Here is a 16,802-nt window from a genome sequence, read left to right on the forward strand (position 1 = left end):
TTTTCCGTCATTGCGAGCGTAGCGAAGCAATCCACACTTACTTCGCTGCTCGATGGATTGCTTCGCTTCGCTCGCAATGACGGTAGCTACGCCGCCACCAGCAGCGCCACCCCCGCCACGATCAAAACAATCCCCGACAATTCCCGCGCCGACATAGGCTGCTTGAACGAATAATACGCCACGGCTTGCGCGAACAGCACCTCGACCAGCGCCAGCGTGCGGACATTGGCGGCCGCCGTCAGCGCAAACGCCAGAAACCAGAATTGCGACGCGAATGCGCCCATGAAGCCCGCCAGCATCGAGGGCCTCCATAAGCCCAGGATCTTTCGGAGCACGTCGGGCGCGCGGAACAGCAGATAGACCGTCAGCACCAGCGTTTGCACGAACAGGCCGAACACCAGCGTGTAGGACGCCGCCGTGACGAAGGAAACGTCAGGCACCGTGATGATGGCGCCGCGAAAGCCGATCGCCGACAGCGCAAAGCAGCCGGCGGCGACCAGGCCGATGATGGTCGGCTTTAACTCGGCAAAGCCCTTTTCACCACCCGGCCGCAGCGCGGTGATGACAACGCCGATGGTCGCGATCAGGATCGCGACCACTTTCAGCACGGTGAGATGATCGCTGAGGAAGATGAAGCCGAAGATCGCGGTCTGGATCGCCTCGGTCTTGAGGTACGCCGTCGTCACCACGAACGAGCGGTCGTTCATCGCCAGCAACATCAGGCCCGTAGCGACAATTTGGCTGAGCGCGCCGAGCAACAGCCACGGCCAGAACGCGGCGGTCGGCCACGGGATGGGGTCGCCGGTCACGGCGATCACGACCGTGAAGAAGATGATCGAGAACGGGAAGCCGAACAGGAAACGGATATTGGTCGCGCCCCAGGTCCCGAGCGGCCCCGTCAGCGACCGCTGCATCGCATTGCGCGCGACCTGGCCGAGGGCTGCAATGATGGTGAAGGGAATCCAGAGCGAGGCAATCGTGAACATGAAAATACCGGCGGAAGGGTGCCGCACCGTGCCGGTCGCGGCGCACGGGGTCAACCGAAACGGCGCATGACAGGATTGCGTGTGATCCGAGTCTTAGCTGCGCTGCGGGAGAGTTGAGTAAGGGGCCAACAAATTCGGTTGTCATACGCGGGCTTGACCCGCGTATCCATCATCTTCGAAGAGTATGGATTGCCGGGTCAAGCCCGGCAATGACGCGCATCTACATCTCCTCGGCGACCACCATGTAGTTCACGTCCATGTCGGACGAGATGCTCCATTTGTCGGCGAGCGGACTATAGACCACGCCGGCCTGTTCGGTGATGGCGAGGCGGTTGTTGGCGAGGTGCTGCGCGAGTTCGTCGGGGGTGACGAACTTGTTCCACTCATGGGTGCCGCGCGGCAGCCAGCGCAGCACATATTCGGCGCCGACGATCGCCAGCGCGAAGCTCTTCCAGTTGCGGTTCAGCGTCGAGAGCACCATCATCCCGCCCGGCTTGAGCATCGCCGCGCAGCGGTCGAGGAAGACGCCCACGTCAGTGACGTGCTCGACCACTTCCATCGCCAGCACGATGTCGAAGCGCTCGCGCACGTCCATCTCCTCGGCCGTGGTGCAGCGGTAGTCGATCGACAGATGGCCCTTGTCGGCGTGCAGCTTGGCGGCGGCGATGTTGGTCGCGGAGGGATCGATCCCGATCACCTGCGCGCCCAGCCGCGTGAACGGCTCGCACAAGAGGCCGGCGCCGCAGCCGATATCGAGGATGCGCAGGCCGCCCAGGCAATTCAGGCTTTTGACATTGCGCTCGAACTTGCGGCAGGCGGCGTCGCGGATATAGGTCAGCCGCAGCGGATTGATCTTGTGCAGCGGGGCCATCTTGCCCTTGGGGTCCCACCACTCGTCCGACAGTTTTGAGAATTTTGCGACTTCGGCCGGGTCGACCGTGCTCCCCGATGCGCCGGCGTGATTTGTTTGCATGGCCATGGATGGCGCGCCGCTCCTATCGCGCGGTGATGGCATTGCGGAATTCCAGCGGCGAGGCAATCATTTTGATGATCTTGCCGCCTTCTCCGACGCCGAAGATCTCCACGTCGCCGTAGTTGAACAGGCGGCCAAGGATGCTCTGGTTGACGTCGACGCTCTCGACCTTGTCGAGACTCATCTCGAACGTCTTCCGCTGGATGAATCCGGTCTTGTGGACGACGCGCAGATTGGTGACGTCGATCTCGGTGATCCAGCGGTGGAACCAGGCGGTCACGGTCTTGTACGCCGCGAAAATCGCGACGATCGCCGCGAGCGACATGCAGACCAGCGCCAGGGGTCCCGGCGGGACCAGACCCGAGGCCACGAAGAGCGCAATCGCCACGACCCAGCCCACAATCGCCGGCAGGAAGAAAATCCAGTGCGCATTGCTGGAATACAGCACCTTCTCATCGGGCTGCAGGATATCGTCGATATAACGCCCCATCCACCTGACCTAAATTGCGCCTGACCTGAATTAACCCGCTACCACAGCATTTTGCGCCATTTTAGACCGAAAATGCACCCGGATGCTTGCCCCGGGACGCGCCGCTATGTATACGCCGCTTTCGGCCCGGACGCTCCATTTTCGTGCGGGCCACCATACTTATCCTCACAGGGAATGCACGCGTCGTCATGGGCCGCCTCGTGATGAAATTCGGCGGTACATCCGTCGCCAATATCGACCGAATCCGCAACGTCGCGCGTCACGTCAAGCGCGAAGTCGATGCCGGACACGACGTCGCCGTGGTGGTGTCGGCGATGTCCGGCAAGACCAACGAACTGGTGGACTGGTGCCGCGACGCCTCGCCGATGCACGACGCCCGCGAATATGACGCGGTGGTCGCCTCCGGCGAACAGGTCACGTCCGGACTGCTGGCGATCGCGCTGCAGGCGCTCGGCATTCAGGCCCGCTCTTGGCAGGGCTGGCAAATCCCGATCCGGACCTCGGACGCGCACGCCTCGGCGCGGATCCTCGACATCGACGGCACCGAGATCATCAACCGTTTCAAGGACCGCAAGGAAGTCGCCGTCATCGCCGGCTTCCAGGGCATCAACCCGCAGACGGGCCGAATCACCACGCTGGGGCGCGGCGGTTCGGACACCTCGGCGGTGGCGATCGCCGCCGCCATCCATGCCGATCGCTGCGACATCTACACCGACGTCGACGGCGTCTATACCACCGACCCGCGCGTGGTTCCCAAGGCGCGGCGGCTCGACAAGATCGCCTTCGAGGACATGCTGGAACTGGCCTCCCAGGGCGCCAAGGTCCTGCAGGTGCGCTCGGTGGAACTCGGCATGGTGCATAGTATGCCGGTTTTCGTCCGTTCCAGCTTCGACAAGCCCGAGGATATCGACCCGCACGCCACGCCGCCGGGCACGCTGATCTGCAGCGAGGAGGAAATCATGGAAAACCACGTCGTCACCGGCATCGCCTTCTCCAAGGACGAAGCCCAGATTTCCGTGCGCCAGATCGAGGACAAGCCGGGCGTTGCCGCCGCGATCTTCGGACCGCTCGCGGACGCCAACATCAATGTCGACATGATCGTGCAGAACGTCTCCGAGGACGGCAAGACCACCGACCTGACCTTCACGGTGCCGGCCTCCGACTATACCCGCGCCAGGGACACCATCACCGCGGCCAAGGACAAGATCGGCTACAAGCGGCTGGACAGTGCCACCGACGTCGCCAAGGTGTCGGTGATCGGCAGCGGCATGCGCAGCCATGCCGGCGTCGCCGCCCAGGCGTTCACCGCACTTGCCGCGCGAAATATCAATATCCGCGCCATCACCACCTCCGAGATCAAGTTCTCGGTGCTGATCGACGCCGCCTATACCGAGCTTGCGGTGCGCACGCTGCACACGCTCTATGGGCTCGACCAGGCGTAGGGCGACGTTACGGCGGCGGATGACCCTTCCTCGTCATGCCCCGGTGCGCAATTGTGCACCTGAGGGCGTGCGTAGCACGAGCCCGGAATCCATCTCACCACGAGGTCCGCAGCCCAATGGCTTCCGGGCTCGCGCCAAGAGGGCGCGCCCCGGAATGACGCGGGGATAGAGCGCGAATCGTGATCGGAACGGTCCCGCTCAAGCAGCCACCGTGCGGAGTTAGATTTTCTCTTAGCTACCGCAGCATTGGCCTGACACAGACGTTATTGCTACTGGCAGGCGTTTTGCTTGGCAAAGCAAGCCTCGATTGGCTATACGGCCTGACAGGTGCGCTGCCGCAAACTGTGCCACAGTTTGGCGATCCCGATTCGGCCGGGAACGATGGTTTTGGTGGCGGCTTGCGGCGGCGCCGAATGAATAAAATTGTTGCTATTGTTGAGTTTTACGCCAGTGCCCGGCCACCCGGCACGCTGGTCTCGCGGGGGAGGATTTTGGCAGATGCGGAGCACGTCGGGAGGCCCCCGCGTCTTGTTGAGACGGCTCCGCGAAACCATGGCGGAGCAGGTCTCCGCTCAGGAGCGGCTGGACAAGATTGTGGTCCTGATCGCGGCCAACATGGTGGCCGAGGTGTGCTCGACCTACGTGCTGCGCGTCGATAACACGCTCGAACTCTACGCCACCGAGGGTCTGAACCGCGACGCCGTCCATAGAACGGTTCTGAGCGCGCATGAGGGCCTGGTCGGCCTGGTCGCCAGCGAGGCCACCCCGCTCAACCTCTCCGACGCGCAAACCCACCCGGCGTTCTCGTTCCGCCCGGAAACCGGCGAAGAAATCTATCATTCGTTCCTCGGCGTGCCGATCCTGCGCGCCGGCAACACGCTCGGCGTGCTGGTGGTGCAGAATCGCGCCAAGCGCACTTACGTCGAGGAAGAGGTCGAGGCGCTGCAGACCACCGCGATGGTGCTCGCCGAGATGATCGCCTCCGGCGAGCTGGCGGCGCTGGCGCAGCCCGGCGCGGAACCCGCCGCGCGGCATTCCATGCACAAGGCCGGCGCGATCCTGTCCGACGGCATCGCGCTCGGCCACGTCGTGCTGCACGAGCCGCGCGTCGTCATCACCAATTACATTGCCGAAGACCTGCCGAAGGAAATCAAGAAGCTGGACGCGGCGCTGACCAAGCTGCGCGCCGATCTCGACCGCATGCTGGAGCGCGGCGACGTCGCCGAGGGCGGCGAGCACCGCGAGGTGCTGGAAGCCTACCGCATGTTCGCCAACGACCATGGCTGGTCGCACAAGCTGCACGAGGCGGTCGCCACCGGCCTCACCGCGGAAGCCGCCGTCGAGCGCGTGCAGTCCGACACCCGCGCGCGCATGCTGCGTTCGACCGATCCCTATTTGCGCGACCGCCTGCACGACCTCGAAGACCTCGGCCACCGCCTGATGCGGCAATTGGTCGGCCAGGACCACGCGCCGTCACGCGAACAGCTGCCCGACAATGCGATCCTGATCGCGCGCGCGATGGGCCCGGCCGCCCTGCTCGACTATGACCGCAAGCGCCTGCGCGGCCTCGTGCTGGAGGAAGGCACCGCCAATTCGCACGTCTCGATCGTGGCGCGCGCGCTCGGCATTCCCGCGGTCGGCGAAATCCCCAACGCGCCGGGGCTCGCCGATCCCGGCGACGCCATCATCGTCGATGGCACCTCGGGCTCGATCTATGTGCGCCCTTCGGCCGAGATCGAATCGGCCTATGCCGAGCGGGTAAGATTCCGCGCGCGTCGGCAGGCGCAATATTCGGCGCTGCGCGACAAGCCCTGCGTGACCAGGGACGGCCAGAAGATCGAGCTGATGATCAATGCCGGCCTCGTCATCGACCTGCCGCATATCGACGACACCGGCAGCGCCGGCATCGGCCTCTTCCGCACCGAGCTGCAGTTCATGGTCGGCCAAAGTCTGCCGCGCACCTCTGACCAGCTCGCGCTGTATCGCACGGTGCTGGACGCGGCGGGATCGAAACCGGTCACGTTCCGCACGCTCGACATCGGCGGCGACAAGGCGCTGCCCTATATGGAAACCGTGATCGAGGAAAATCCCGCGCTCGGCTGGCGCGCGATCCGGCTCGGGCTCGACCGGCCCGGCCTGCTGCGCGGCCAGATTCGCGCGCTATTGCGCGCCGGCGGCGGCCGCGCGCTGAAGATCATGTTCCCGATGATTTCGGAAGTCGCGGAGTTCGATCAGGCCAAGGCCATCGTCGAGCGCGAGCTGACCTATCTGCGTCAGCACGGCCACGCGCTGCCGGAACGCATCGACGTCGGCACCATGGTCGAAGTGCCGGCGCTGCTTTACCAGATGGACGAACTCCTGAAGAAGGTCGATTTCATCTCGATCGGATCGAACGATTTGTTCCAGTTCATGTTCGCGGTCGACCGCGGCAATGCCAAGGTCTCCGAACGGTTCGACACCATGTCGGCGCCGATCTTGAGGGCCTTGCGCGACATCGTGCGCAAGGCCGATGCGGCAAAGAAAAGCGCCTCGCTGTGCGGCGAGATGGCGTCAAAACCGCTCGGCGCGCTGGCGCTGATCGCGCTTGGTTACCGCTCGCTGTCGCTGTCGGCGACCGCGCATGGCCCGGTGAAAGCGCTGATCCTCGATCTCGATGCCAGGAAGGCCGAGGCCGTCATGATGCCGCTGCTCGAAGCGCCGGCCGGCAGCGTCTCGATCCGGCAGAAACTGACGGAATTCGCGGAAGCCGAAGGGTTGTCGTTGTAGCGAGGCTCTGCCCCGACAACGCCCCCTTCCCTTTGCGCCATTGAGAACTCCGACATGTTACCCGAAGCCAAACTCGATATCCTGCTCGCCCATCACGCTTCGCTCGAGGCGGAGCTGCTCGGCCAATTGAGCTCGGAGAAATACGTCCAGATCACGCGCGAGCTCGCCGAGCTCAATCCGCTGATCGATGCCGTCAAGGCCTATCGCGCAGCGCGCGGCGAAATAACCGACACCGAGACGTTGCTGGCGGATTCCGCCGCCGATCCTGACATGCGCGGCATGGCGGAAGCCGAGCTCGAAACGCTGCAGACGCGCGTTGGCGAACTCGAGCAGAAGATCCGCGTCGCGCTGTTGCCGAAAGACGCGATGGACGACCGCAACGTGATGCTGGAAATCCGCGCCGGCACCGGCGGCGACGAAGCCTCGCTGTTCGCCGGCGACCTGTTTCGGATGTATGAGCGTTTTGCCGCGCTGCAGGGCTGGAAGGTCGAGGTGATCTCCGCCAGCGAGGGCACCATGGGCGGCTACAAGGAAATCATCGCCGAAGTGCAGGGCCGCGGCGCGTTCGCCAAACTGAAATTCGAATCCGGCGCGCACCGCGTGCAGCGCGTGCCCGACACCGAGACGCAGGGCCGCATCCACACCTCGGCGGCAACCGTTGCTGTCTTGCCCGAGGTCGAGGATGTCGATGTCGACATCAAGAACGAGGACTTGCGGATCGAGACCATGCGCGCACAGGGCGCCGGCGGCCAACACGTCAACAAGACCGAATCCGCGATCCGCATCACCCACATCCCGACCGGCATCGTGGTCATGATGCAGGACAGCCGCTCGCAGCACAAAAACCGCGCCTCGGCGATGAACATCCTGCGCTCGCGCATCTATGACGCCGAACAGCAGCGCATCAATGCGGCGCGCTCGGCCGACCGCCGCGAGAAAGTCGGCTCCGGCGACCGCTCCGAGCGCATCCGCACCTATAATTTCCCGCAAGGCCGTGTCACCGATCACCGCATCAACCTGACGCTCTATAAATTGCCGCAGGTGATCGCGGGCGAAGCACTGGGCGAACTGATCGACGCACTGACGACCGAGCATCAGGCCGCCCAACTCGCCGCCCAGGGCGCCGCGGCGTGAGTGCCCTGCTCCGGCTCTTGCTGAGGCGCTCCTACAATCTCGCTGTCGTCCCTGCGAACGCAGAGACCGATAACCACCGGCCTTGGTTGTTGCGCGATACGTCAACTACGACCGCCCGCCTCGAAAAGCCGCGGCGTATGGGTCCCTGCGTTCGCAGGGACGACGGATGGATAGATTTTTGCGAGGTCGTCAGGTGACAGATTCCTTCGCCGGACAAACCGTCGAGACCGCGCGGCGCACGCTCACTGCACGCTTCAAATCCAATGCGATCGAATCCGGCGAACTCGACGCGCGGTTGCTTGTCGGCGCGGTGCTTGACCTTGATCTCACCGGCCTGATCACGGCCGCGCAGCAGCAACTTACGGCAGACCAATCACTGCGGCTGGAAGATTTCGCGCATCGCCGCCTGCTCGGCGAGCCGGTCGCGCGTATTCTCGGCCACAAGGAATTCTGGGGGCTGCCGCTAAAGCTCTCGGCCGCGACACTGGTGCCGCGGCCCGACACCGAGACGGTGGTCGAGCTGGCGCTGGAATTATTGCGTGCCGGCGGCGCGCTCAGCCGCAAATTGCGTATCGCCGACCTCGGCACCGGCTCCGGGGCGATCTTGCTGGCGTTGTTGTCGGAGCTGCCGAACGCGCATGGGTTCGGCACCGACATTTCGCCAGCCGCCCTGCAGACCGCCGATACCAATGCCGCCATCGCAGGGCTCGCTGATCGTACGACGTTCATCGCCTGCGATTACGCGTCCGGATTGACCGGGTCGTTCGACCTGATCGTGTCGAACCCGCCCTATATCCGCTCGGTGGATATCGCCGGTCTCGCCATCGATGTCCGGGAATACGACCCGCCGGCGGCGCTCGATGGCGGCGCCGACGGGCTGGATGCCTACCGCGCGCTGATCCCGCAGGCCGCGTCCCTCCTGGCGCCGGGCGCGGCCCTGGTTGTGGAGGCCGGGGAGGGCCAAAGCGGGCAAATCCAGGCCTTGATGGCGGCGGCGGGGCTAATCCCGGCAGGCGTCCCCAAAGCCGATCTGGCGGGCATTCCGCGGGCGGTCGCGGGCGGCAAAATGCCCCGATAAGGCCCTATTGGAACGCAAAAAAACCTCTTGGAATATTGCCCGGGAGCGACTACGTTCCGCTCACAACATCGGTCCAGGGTTGCCGCCCCCCGTAATAACGGGTGGGGGCCTGAATTCTCGAAACGAGAGCCCGCCGAGTGAAAGGTTCCAAAACGCAGGTCCAATCGAGCGCAATAGCCTGAGCTGTGCTGCTCTCGACCGCAAAGCGAACGAAAGCCTGATATTGCGCTTGAAGACCTACGCAAGAAACAGTCACGCAAAACAGTTACGTAGAGCCTGTGCTCCAGCGGCTGTTGAGCTTGTTTCGGTCGGGCGTGTTTCTGTTGGGCTGGTTTTGGCAGGCTAAGTAATTTGGTCCGGCTGGCTGTGAACGCCGGCGGTTGGGGAACGCGTCCTTGTTGAACGCGAGGGTTGGCGAAATCGACGTCATGAATTTGAACGACACCGTGAATCGGTGCGCACAGTCGTGCGCCCGGTCCGGTGAGGCTACGACGGCAACGGCAACTTCAGGGCTGGAATAAAGGCAAGACATGAGAAACGGTCAGAATAACAAGCGGATGCGTAACCGGAATAACAACAATAATAACAACAATAATAATAACCGGCGCGGTCAAAACCCGATGACCCGGGTGTTCGAATCGAACGGACCCGACATCAAGATTCGCGGCACCGCCTCCCACGTTGCGGAGAAATACGTCCAGCTGGCGCGTGATGCGCGCTCATCCGGCGACCCGGTTGCGGCCGAGAATTACTACCAGCACGCCGAGCATTATTTCCGCCTGATCGCGGCCGCCCAGGAGCAATTCCGGCAGAACCAGCCGCAGCCGCGCACCGAAAACGAAATGCCGCCCGAGGAGCACGAGGACGAGGGCGAGAACTTCAACCATTTCGGCCAGGAGCCGGGCTTCGTGCCGCAGCAGCAACAGCCGTTCGTGCCGCGCGAGAACAATCAGCAGCGCGATTTCCAGCCGCGTGAGGGGCAACCCTTCCAGCGCGACCGCGACCAGCAGCCGCGTGAGCATCATCGCGAGCAACGCGAACATCGTCCGCAGCCGCAATATCAGCCGCAGCCCCAGCCGCAGCCGGTGATTGCCGATACCGGCGGCGTCGATCGTCTGCCCTCGTTCATCACCGGGCCGCAGCCGCAGGTGAACGCCGCGCCCGGCGCCTTCGAAGGCAATGGTGGCGGTGAACGCTTCCCGCGCCGGCGCCGCCGGCCGCACGGCCCGCGTCCCGACAGCGCAGCCGCCGCGCCGGTCCCGAGCGAAGATTTCAATCCGGGGAATGAGTAGTTAGCGTCAGCGCAATCTGCTGTTTTCAAAGGGTGGGCATCGCGCAAGCGTGCCTGCCCTTTTTCATGCCCGCGTTGCTGTTGTCGAGGATGGCACCAGCACCGGCTGCAGCGACGGAATCAGTCGCGTGCGTTCGCGGTGCGCGGGAATCGCACGGTAGACCTGCTTGGTCGCCTCCACGATGTGCACGCCGGCGAACGGCAGCGACAGCGCCGCGCCGACGCGCTCCCACGCCATCGCCGAACGCAGGAACCAGCCTTTGCCGACCGGCGGCAGGAACAGCGCCTCGCCCCACGCCGTCGGCGTGAACCAGGTCTGCCGCAGCAATTGCGTGATCTGCGCGCGCGAATAGGGCCGGCCATGGCCGAACGGCGTGTTGTCGGTGCGGGTCCACACGCCGCGGCGATTGGGAATCACTGCAATCAAACGCCCCGACGGCGCCAGCACACGCCACACTTCGCGCAGCAAACGTTCCGGATCGTCGGACATTTCCAGCGCATGCACCAGCAGGATGCGATCGACGGCGGCGTCCGGCAACGGCATCGAGAATTCATCGATCAGGGTCGCCAGCGCCGGCCGCGCCGTCGGCCATTTCAGCACGCCCTGCGCCGCCGGCATGAACGCGATGCAGCGTTCGGAATCTTCGCGAAACAGGCCGAGATAGGGCGTGGGATAACCCAGCCCGAGCACGCGCAGCCCATCCGCATCAGGCCATCGCGCCCGGATGCCGCGATTGATCAGCTGCCGGGCCACGATGCCGAGGCGGCGCGAATAGAAATCGCGGAGGTCGATGACGTCGATGGTCATGGGTTCAATCTATCACGCCGCTGTTCCCCGCGGGGTGCGGAAATTTGCATTGCCGCAGGAGCGTTAACGCCATATTTCCTGCCCATATGTGGCGTGTTAGAGCTTGATCGGGAAAGGCGCGCCCCGCACTTCGATGGCGGGACGGGCCCCGGTTTTCCGAAGAGATCATGCTCAAGCAAGAAATCACTCATACTGTTCGTGGAGATACCATGGCTTCGGAAATTCGCACCTTTACCTGCCTCAACGACAATTTCGGCTATCTGATCCACGATCCCGCGACCAAAGCGACCGCCTCGATCGACGCGCCGGAAGCCGGCCCCATCCTCAAGGCGCTGGAACGCGAAGGCTGGACGCTGACGGATATTCTGATCACCCATCACCACCACGACCATGTCGGCGGCGTCAGTGAGCTGAAGCAGAAGTACAATTGCCGCGTCGTCGCCCCGCACGACAAATCCGCAGCGATCGCCAATGTCGATCTGCGCGCCGCCCATGGCGACGTCATCAAGGTCGGCAGCCTCCTGGTGCGCGTGCTGGAAACGCCCGGCCACACGCTCGACCACATCTCCTATGTGTTCGACAGCGAAAAAGCGCTGTTCGCCGCCGACACGTTGTTCTCGATCGGATGCGGCCGGGTGTTCGAAGGCGACTATCCCATGATGTGGGATTCGCTATTGAAGCTGCGCGCGCTGCCGGATGATTTCAAACTCTATTGCGGCCACGAATATACCGCCTCCAACGTCAAATTCGCGCTCACGGTCGAGCCCGACAATGCCGCATTGGTCGCGCGGGCCGCGGAAGTGACGAAGTTGCGCGCGGAGAACAAGCCGACGATTCCGACGCTGCTTGGCGAGGAAAAGAAGGCCAACGTGTTCCTGCGCGCCGACGAGCCGTCGGTCGCCGCCAAGCTGCACATGAAGGGCGCCAACGCCGCCGACGTGTTCGGCGAGTTGCGCGAACGCAAGAACAAGTCCTGATGACGCTCCCGGCAGGTACTGCCGAGACAAGTGCCGCCGAGATCATCGCGCGGCTCGCGCTGAAGCCGCATCCGGAGGGTGGGCATTATCGCGAGACGTTTCGCGATTCCCGCACCGATGCGAGCGGCCGTTCGCGATCCACCGCGATCTATTTCCTGCTGGCGCGCGGCGAGCGCTCGCACTGGCATCGCATCGATGCCGTCGAGGTCTGGCATTACTACGCCGGCAGCGCGCTGACGTTGAAGATCGCCGACGATGACGGCGAGTGGAGTTTCAGGCTCGGCCCAAATCTCGCCGCCGGCGAGCAGCCGCAGGCGATCGTGCCACCCGACACGTGGCAAGCCGCCGAGAGCACCGGCGACTGGACCTTGGTCGGCTGCACCGTGGCGCCGGGATTCGATTTTGCGACATTCGAGATGGCGCCGAAGGATTGGGAGCCGGAGTGAATTCGTAGGGTGGGCAAAGCGGAGCGTGCCCACGGTTGTGCTACAATCGTGGATCGATTGTGGGCACGGCGCAAAAGCGCCTTTGCCCACCCTACGGACTTCGCTTCCACACCATATCCTTGGCCGCGATCAGGCCGCCGCCGGCGATCAGGATCGCGGCAATCGCAATCGTAGCACTCGCCGTGGCAAAGCCTGCGAGGATCAAAAACGCGGTCGACAGTAACGGTGTTGCGTAAGACGCCGCGCCGAGCACGCGGATGTCGCCGCGCTTCATGCCGATGTCCCAGGTAAAGAACGCGGCGCCGACCGGGCCGACGCCGAGTGCGATAATGGCAAGCCATTGTCCTGACGTTTCCGGCCAGACCGTGGTCTCGACCATGCGGTGGACGAGAGCCGCGAGCAGTGCGGTGGCAAGGCAGAAGCCGGCAACCGCATCGGTCGGCACCGCCTTGAGCTTGCGCGACATCACCGAATAGGCCGCCCACACAAAGGCGGCGACGAAGGCCGCCGCCAGTCCCGGAATCTGCGCCGGCGCAAAGCCGCCGCCGCTATTGCCTGACAACAGCAACACCGTGCCGGCGAGACCGAGCAGCGCGCCGACGATGTGATGCGCCGCCAGCCGCTCGCCCGGCAGCAGCGAGGAGAACAGCACGATCAAAAGCGGCCAGAGATAATTCAAGAGACCGGCTTCGGCCGGCGGCGCAAAGCGCAGCGCCAGGAAATACAGCGCGTGATAGCCGAACAGCCCGCCGACGCCGACCACCCACGCGGTCGGGGATTGCCGTAACGCGGCGAAGGCCGCGGGCCGCCAGATGAAGCTGATGAAAGCGACCGCCGCCCCGATCGCGAACGTCATCGCCGCGAGCTGAAACGCCGGAATTTTCCCGGTCGCAACCGTGAGGACCGACAGCAGCGACCACATCAGGATCGCGGTCAGTCCGATAAGTGTGGCGGTACGGGGAGTCATCTTGGCCGGCAACGGTGCGAGATTTTTCCGTCATGGCCGGGCTTGTCCCGGCCATCCACGTCTTCTTGTTGAGTTGTAAAGACGTGGATGCCCGGCACAAGGCCGGGCATGACGACTTCTTGATAGATTGTGGCTGCGAGCGACCGGGCCCGGAATCTCGAGATTCCGGGTCCACGCGTTACCGCGTGTCCCGGAATGACTGCGTCAAATCACACCATGTACTGCCCGCCGTTGATCGTCAGCGTCGAGCCGGTGATGGCGCCGGCCTCGTCGGCGGCGAGGAAGACCACCGCGCGGGCGATTTCTTCGGGCTCGCCGAGGCGATTGACCGGGATCAGCGGCAGGATGCTCTTCTCCAGCACGTCCTTTGGCACCGCCTGCACCATTTCGGTGTTGATGTAGCCGGGGCAGATCGCGTTCACGGTGATACCGCCCTTGGCGTTCTCCAGCGCCAGCGCCTTGGTGAAGCCGATGTCGCCGGCCTTGGCCGCCGAGTAATTGACCTGGCCGAACTGTCCCTTCTGGCCGTTGATCGAGGAGATGTTGATGACGCGGCCGAACTTGCGGGCGCGCATGCCTTCGATCACCTGGCGGGTCATGTTGAACAGCGAGCCGAGATTGGTGTTGATGACCGCGTTCCACTGCTCGAGCGTCATCTTGTGGAAGGCGCCGTCCTTGGTGATGCCGGCATTGTTGATCAGCACGTCGACCGGGCCGAGATCGGCCTCGACCTGCTTGACGCCGGCCGCACAGGCGTCGAACGAGCTGACGTCCCATTTGTAAACGGGAATGCCGGTCTCCGATTTGAATTTCTCCGCCGCGGCGTCATTGCCGGCATAGCTCGCCGCAACCTTGTAGCCCGCCGCCTTCAGCGATTTGCTGATCGCAGCGCCAATGCCCCTCGTGCCCCCCGTAACCAATGCAACACGTGCCATGCGTAGTCCTCCTTGGTGGTCTTTTTACGAGCCGGAATTGTCCCGGTCTTTTGACGAAGCCTGCTCTTCAAAGTGCGGCGCGTTCTCTCACTCGACAACGTACCAGAGATGAAAATGCCCGGCGCAAGACCGGGCATTTCAGTTTTATCGATTTGAACCGTGGTTGACAGATGAAGTTTTCATCAACAACGCATCCCAACTGCCTTTTATCTGTACGCGTTTTCTTGACGCGAACCGGTACCCACTTCGCTTGAAAACGCTATGGTTCAGTCGCGTGCGATGCACATGGCAATGCCCATGCCGCCGCCGATGCACAGTGTGGCAAGGCCCTTCTTGGCATCGCGCTTCTGCATTTCGTGCAGCAGCGTCACCAGCACGCGGGCGCCGGAAGCGCCGACGGGATGACCGATCGCGATCGCGCCGCCATTGACATTGACCTTGGAGGTATCCCAGCCGAGGTCCTTGTTGACCGCGCAGGCCTGTGCCGCGAACGCTTCATTGGCCTCGATCAGGTCCAGATCAGCGATGTTCCAGCCGGCCCTCTTCAGCGCGGCGCGGGAAGCCGGGATCGGGCCGGTGCCCATGATCTTGGGATCGACGCCGGCCTGGCCCCAGGAGACGATGCGGCCGAGAACCTTCTTGCCTTCCTTGGCCGCCTGCTTGGCGGTCATCAGCACCACAGCGGCGGCGCCGTCATTGATGCCGGAGGCGCTGCCGGCGGTGACCGTGCCGTCCTTCTCGAAGGCAGGCTTCAGCTTGGCCATCGCGTCGACGGTGGCGCCATGGCGCGGATATTCGTCGGCGCTGACGATGATGTCGCCCTTGCGGGACTTGATGGTGACGGGGGTGATCTCGTCATTGAACTTGCCGGCCTTCTGCGCAGCCTCGGCCTTGTTCTGCGAATGAACCGCGAACTCGTCCTGCTGCGCGCGGGTGATCTGGTACTGCCGCGCGACGTTCTCGGCGGTGTTGCCCATGTGGTAGCCGTTGAAGGCGTCCCACAGGCCGTCCTTGATCATGGTGTCGACCAGTTCGAGGCCGCCCATCTTGACGCCGCCACGCAGATATTGCGCGTGCGGGGCCATGCTCATGGATTCCTGGCCGCCGGCGACGACGATTTCCGAATCGCCGTTGAGCAGCGCCTGATAGCCGAGCGCAACGGTGCGCAGGCCCGAGCCGCAGAGCTGGTTGACGCCCCAGGCCGGGCTTTCCACCGGGATGCCGGCCGCGATCGAGGCCTGGCGGGCGGGGTTCTGGCCCTGCGCCGCGGTCAGGATCTGGCCCATGATGACTTCGGACACGCGGCCCGGCTCGATGCCAGCCCGCTCCAGCGCGGCCTTGATGGCGATGGCGCCGAGATCATGGGCCGGGGTGGTGGCGAACGCGCCGTTGAAGCTGCCGACCGGGGTGCGGGCGGCGCTGACGATGACGACATCGTCTGACATGGACATCTCCTGTGGGCTTGAGGTTTCTCGACGGCGGGCGGCCGGATGGCGGGCCTGTCTCTTGGGACCATCCTGTTAACCTAGGCATCTTGTGTCAATCGGCCAGAGGGGAAAATCACGCCGCGGCGCATTCAAAGTAGCGTCCCTGGCAGTTTCCATAGCAGTCCCCATGCCTTGGAATTAACCGTGCCGCACAAAACGGTAGCCGAGCCGCATTGAAAATGCTTACTTTGTTGCGTTGCGTTGCTCGTCTGCCCGCCGGTGATGCCCGTCGGGTTCCCCGCTCTCGGTATGGATGTGTGAGCCCCATGGCCATGGCCAAGTCAGACCAACCCACCACGATCAAGAAATACGCTAACCGGCGGCTCTATAATACCGGCACCAGCACCTATGTGACGCTCGAGGATCTCGCAGCGATGGTGAAGGATGGCGAGGATTTTCTCGTCTATGACGCCAAGACCGGTGACGACATCACCCGCTCGGTGCTGGCGCAGATCATCTTCGAACAGGAAAACAAGGCGGGGCAGAATCTGCTGCCGACCACGTTCCTGCGCCAGCTGATCCGCTTCTACGGCGACAGCATGCAGATGGTGGTTCCGAAATATCTGGAACAATCGATCGACACGCTGACGCGCGAACAGGAAAAGTTCCGCAAGCAGCTCACCAACACGTTCTCGGGAACGCCGTTCGCGCCGCTCGAAGAACACGTCCGCCGCAACATGGAACTGTTTCAGCAGACGTTCTCGATGTTCAAGCCGTTCGTGCCGCCGCGCGGCGGCGTGACGCCAGCCGAACCCGAGAAAACGCCGGAGCCTGCGGCCAACGAAGACAATATCGACGACCTTCGCCGTCAGATGAAAGACATGCAGGACCGCCTCGAGCGCATGTCGAAAGAGCCGAAGAAGGAAGAGTAGCGCACGCTCTCTCCACGTCGTCCCGGGCTTGACCCGGGACCCATAGCCACCGGCTTTAGTTTTTGAGGTCACTCCCGCCGTTGTCTAAGCGATAGGCCGCGGCGTGGGTCCCCCGATGTGCAATTGCACATCTGACGTCAAGCCCGGGAC

15 protein-coding genes are annotated in these 16,802 nt (G+C 63.6%); 8 read left to right on the plus strand and 7 right to left on the minus strand.

Annotated features, from left to right (window positions below; translation table 11 throughout):
* Positions 1 to 86: 86 nt before the first annotated feature.
* The 3 genes from JQ609_RS16930 to JQ609_RS16940 form a co-directional block, all read right to left on the minus strand.
* Positions 87 to 986 carry a DMT family transporter gene (locus JQ609_RS16930; protein ID WP_212274250.1) on the minus strand — a complete coding sequence of 300 codons (900 nt, stop codon included), beginning with the start codon at positions 984 to 986 and terminating at the stop codon, positions 87 to 89.
* A 220-nt stretch (positions 987 to 1,206) separates the two neighbouring features.
* Positions 1,207 to 1,965 (minus strand): bifunctional 2-polyprenyl-6-hydroxyphenol methylase/3-demethylubiquinol 3-O-methyltransferase UbiG, encoded by a 759-nt coding sequence (ubiG, locus tag JQ609_RS16935; protein WP_212213837.1) that lies wholly within the window; start codon positions 1,963 to 1,965, stop codon positions 1,207 to 1,209.
* 16 nt (positions 1,966 to 1,981) lie between these two features.
* Entirely contained in the window at positions 1,982 to 2,449 is a 468-nt protein-coding gene (locus JQ609_RS16940) for a PH domain-containing protein (RefSeq protein ID WP_212213834.1), read from the minus strand.
* Positions 2,450 to 2,637: 188 nt separating this feature from the next.
* Between JQ609_RS16940 and JQ609_RS16945 the strand changes: the two genes are divergently transcribed.
* The 5 genes from JQ609_RS16945 (at position 2,638) to JQ609_RS16965 (ending at position 10,161) form a co-directional block, all read left to right on the plus strand.
* A complete protein-coding gene (locus tag JQ609_RS16945) occupies positions 2,638 to 3,891 on the plus strand; it encodes an aspartate kinase (RefSeq protein ID WP_212274251.1) in 1,254 nt (417 codons plus the stop codon).
* A 498-nt stretch (positions 3,892 to 4,389) separates the two neighbouring features.
* Entirely contained in the window at positions 4,390 to 6,657 is a 2,268-nt protein-coding gene (ptsP, locus tag JQ609_RS16950; RefSeq protein WP_212213828.1) for a phosphoenolpyruvate--protein phosphotransferase, read from the plus strand.
* A 54-nt stretch (positions 6,658 to 6,711) separates the two neighbouring features.
* Positions 6,712 to 7,791, plus strand: a complete 1,080-nt coding sequence (gene prfA, locus JQ609_RS16955; protein WP_212274252.1) for a peptide chain release factor 1 — start codon at positions 6,712 to 6,714, stop codon at positions 7,789 to 7,791.
* A 193-nt stretch (positions 7,792 to 7,984) separates the two neighbouring features.
* Positions 7,985 to 8,869, plus strand: coding sequence for a peptide chain release factor N(5)-glutamine methyltransferase (prmC, locus tag JQ609_RS16960; protein WP_312014866.1), 885 nt, complete (start codon positions 7,985 to 7,987; stop codon positions 8,867 to 8,869).
* 530 nt (positions 8,870 to 9,399) lie between these two features.
* Complete coding sequence (locus JQ609_RS16965) at positions 9,400 to 10,161, plus strand: DUF4167 domain-containing protein (RefSeq protein ID WP_212213818.1); 762 nt, start codon at positions 9,400 to 9,402, stop codon at positions 10,159 to 10,161.
* A gap of 63 nt (positions 10,162 to 10,224) precedes the next feature.
* On the opposite strand, the gene JQ609_RS16970 is transcribed toward JQ609_RS16965, so the two are convergent.
* A complete protein-coding gene (locus tag JQ609_RS16970; protein WP_212213815.1) occupies positions 10,225 to 10,968 on the minus strand; it encodes a methyltransferase domain-containing protein in 744 nt (247 codons plus the stop codon).
* A 209-nt stretch (positions 10,969 to 11,177) separates the two neighbouring features.
* Between JQ609_RS16970 and gloB the strand changes: the two genes are divergently transcribed.
* A complete protein-coding gene (gloB, locus tag JQ609_RS16975; protein ID WP_212274254.1) occupies positions 11,178 to 11,945 on the plus strand; it encodes a hydroxyacylglutathione hydrolase in 768 nt (255 codons plus the stop codon).
* Positions 11,945 to 12,391 carry a cupin domain-containing protein gene (locus tag JQ609_RS16980; protein ID WP_212274255.1) on the plus strand — a complete coding sequence of 149 codons (447 nt, stop codon included), beginning with the start codon at positions 11,945 to 11,947 and terminating at the stop codon, positions 12,389 to 12,391. Before gloB ends, JQ609_RS16980 begins: the two co-directional genes overlap by 1 nt.
* Positions 12,392 to 12,482: 91 nt before the next feature.
* Here JQ609_RS16980 and JQ609_RS16985 read toward each other — a convergent pair whose 3' ends face one another.
* The 3 genes from JQ609_RS16985 to JQ609_RS16995 all read right to left on the minus strand — a co-directional run bounded on the left by JQ609_RS16985 (position 12,483) and on the right by JQ609_RS16995 (position 15,738).
* The gene (locus JQ609_RS16985) at positions 12,483 to 13,358 is read right to left on the minus strand and encodes a DMT family transporter (protein WP_212274256.1); all 876 of its coding nucleotides are present in this window, start codon (positions 13,356 to 13,358) and stop codon (positions 12,483 to 12,485) included.
* A 209-nt stretch (positions 13,359 to 13,567) separates the two neighbouring features.
* The gene (phbB, locus tag JQ609_RS16990) at positions 13,568 to 14,293 is read right to left on the minus strand and encodes an acetoacetyl-CoA reductase (RefSeq protein ID WP_192736448.1); all 726 of its coding nucleotides are present in this window, start codon (positions 14,291 to 14,293) and stop codon (positions 13,568 to 13,570) included.
* Positions 14,294 to 14,559: 266 nt separating this feature from the next.
* Positions 14,560 to 15,738: an acetyl-CoA C-acetyltransferase gene (locus JQ609_RS16995; RefSeq protein ID WP_212213806.1), complete on the minus strand. Its 1,179-nt coding sequence runs from the start codon at positions 15,736 to 15,738 to the stop codon at positions 14,560 to 14,562.
* Between the two features lie 314 nt (positions 15,739 to 16,052).
* Here JQ609_RS16995 and phaR point away from each other — a divergent pair, with 314 nt between their 5' ends.
* Positions 16,053 to 16,652, plus strand: a complete 600-nt coding sequence (phaR, locus tag JQ609_RS17000) for a polyhydroxyalkanoate synthesis repressor PhaR (RefSeq protein ID WP_212274257.1) — start codon at positions 16,053 to 16,055, stop codon at positions 16,650 to 16,652.
* Positions 16,653 to 16,802 lie beyond the last annotated feature (150 nt).

It is taken from the genome of Bradyrhizobium sp. AUGA SZCCT0169 (assembly GCF_018130085.1).
Taxonomy (GTDB): domain Bacteria; phylum Pseudomonadota; class Alphaproteobacteria; order Rhizobiales; family Xanthobacteraceae; genus Bradyrhizobium.